This window comes from Streptomyces sp. NPDC005492 (assembly GCF_040605995.1).
Taxonomy (GTDB): domain Bacteria; phylum Actinomycetota; class Actinomycetes; order Streptomycetales; family Streptomycetaceae; genus Streptomyces.
Genome location: NZ_JBEXDX010000124.1, coordinates 1 through 1,251, shown reverse-complemented (window position 1 = coordinate 1,251; position 1,251 = coordinate 1). Strand labels below are relative to the sequence as shown.

1 protein-coding gene is annotated in these 1,251 nt (G+C 69.0%); it reads left to right on the top strand.

Translation table 11 applies throughout. From position 1 onward, the window contains the following. On the top strand, positions 1-1,251 hold a 1,251-nt coding region (locus ABZT04_RS45950; protein ID WP_356066703.1), incomplete at both ends, for an acyltransferase domain-containing protein.

Genomic DNA, 1,251 nt, shown 5'->3' with positions numbered 1-1,251 from the left:
GGCGGGTGTGTCGTCGTTCGGCATTTCTGGGACGAATGCGCACGTGATTTTGGAGGCTGCGCCCGAGGTCGACGCGGAGCCCGAGGCCGTCTCGGCGGGTGGTGCGGAGATGGTGTGGGTGGTGTCGGGTCGTACGGAGGAGGCGTTGCGCGGGCAGGCTGAGCGGTTGGTGTCCGCGGTTGAGGGGGCGGAGGCGGCGGCGGTGGGTGCGGCGCTGTTGTCGCGGTCGCTCTTCGAGCACCGGGCGGTGGTGGTGGGTGCCGATGCGGCTGAACTGGCCTCTGGGCTGCGGGGGTTGGCGGCCGGTGAGTCGGTGGCGAACGTGGTGGACGGTGTGGCTGCCGGCGGCCGTCGGGTGGCGGTGCTGTTCGCGGGTCAGGGTGCGCAACGCCTGGGGATGGGCGAGGAGTTGTACAGGACGTCGGCGGTCTTCGCGGCGGCCTTTGACGAGGTGGTGGCGGAGCTGGACCGGCATCTCGATGTCCCGTTGCGGGATGTGGTGTGGGGTGAGGATGCGGATGAGTTGAACTCCACGGGGTGGGCGCAGCCTGCGTTGTTCGCGGTTGAGGTGGCGTTGTTCCGGCTGCTGGAGTCCTTCGGAGTGCAGCCGGACTATCTGCTGGGCCACTCGATCGGTGAGGTGGCCGCCGCCCATGTGGCCGGGGTGTTCTCGCTGCCGGACGCCTGCCGTCTGGTGGCTGCGCGGGCTCGTTTGATGCAGGGGCTTCCGGTGGGTGGGGCGATGGTGGCGGTTGCCGCGCCGGAGGAGGACGTACGGCCGTATCTGCCCGAAGGTGTGTCGGTGGCGGCGGTGAACGCGCCGGGTTCGGTGGTGGTTTCGGGTGAAGAGGCTGCTGTCCTCGAAGTGGGCGAGCACTTCAAGTCACAGGGCGTGAAGGCGACCCGGCTGCGGGTCTCGCATGCGTTCCACTCGGCGTTGATGGAGCCAATGTTGGAGGATTTCACCGCGGCCATCGCTGACGTGTCCTTCGCGGAGCCGCGTATCCCGGTGGTGTCGAACCTGACGGGTGAGCCGGCCGACATGACGTCGCCCATGTACTGGGCGCAGCAGGTGCGTTCGGCGGTGCGGTTCGCTGATGGTCTGGCGTGGCTGGCCGGGCAGGGTGTGGACGCCTTCGTGGATGTGGGTCCGGACGGTGTCGTGGCCGGGCTGGCGCAGGCGAATGTGGAAGACGCGGTCGCGGTGGCGTTGATGCGTAAGGACCGTGAGGGTCTGCGCACCGCGCTGCT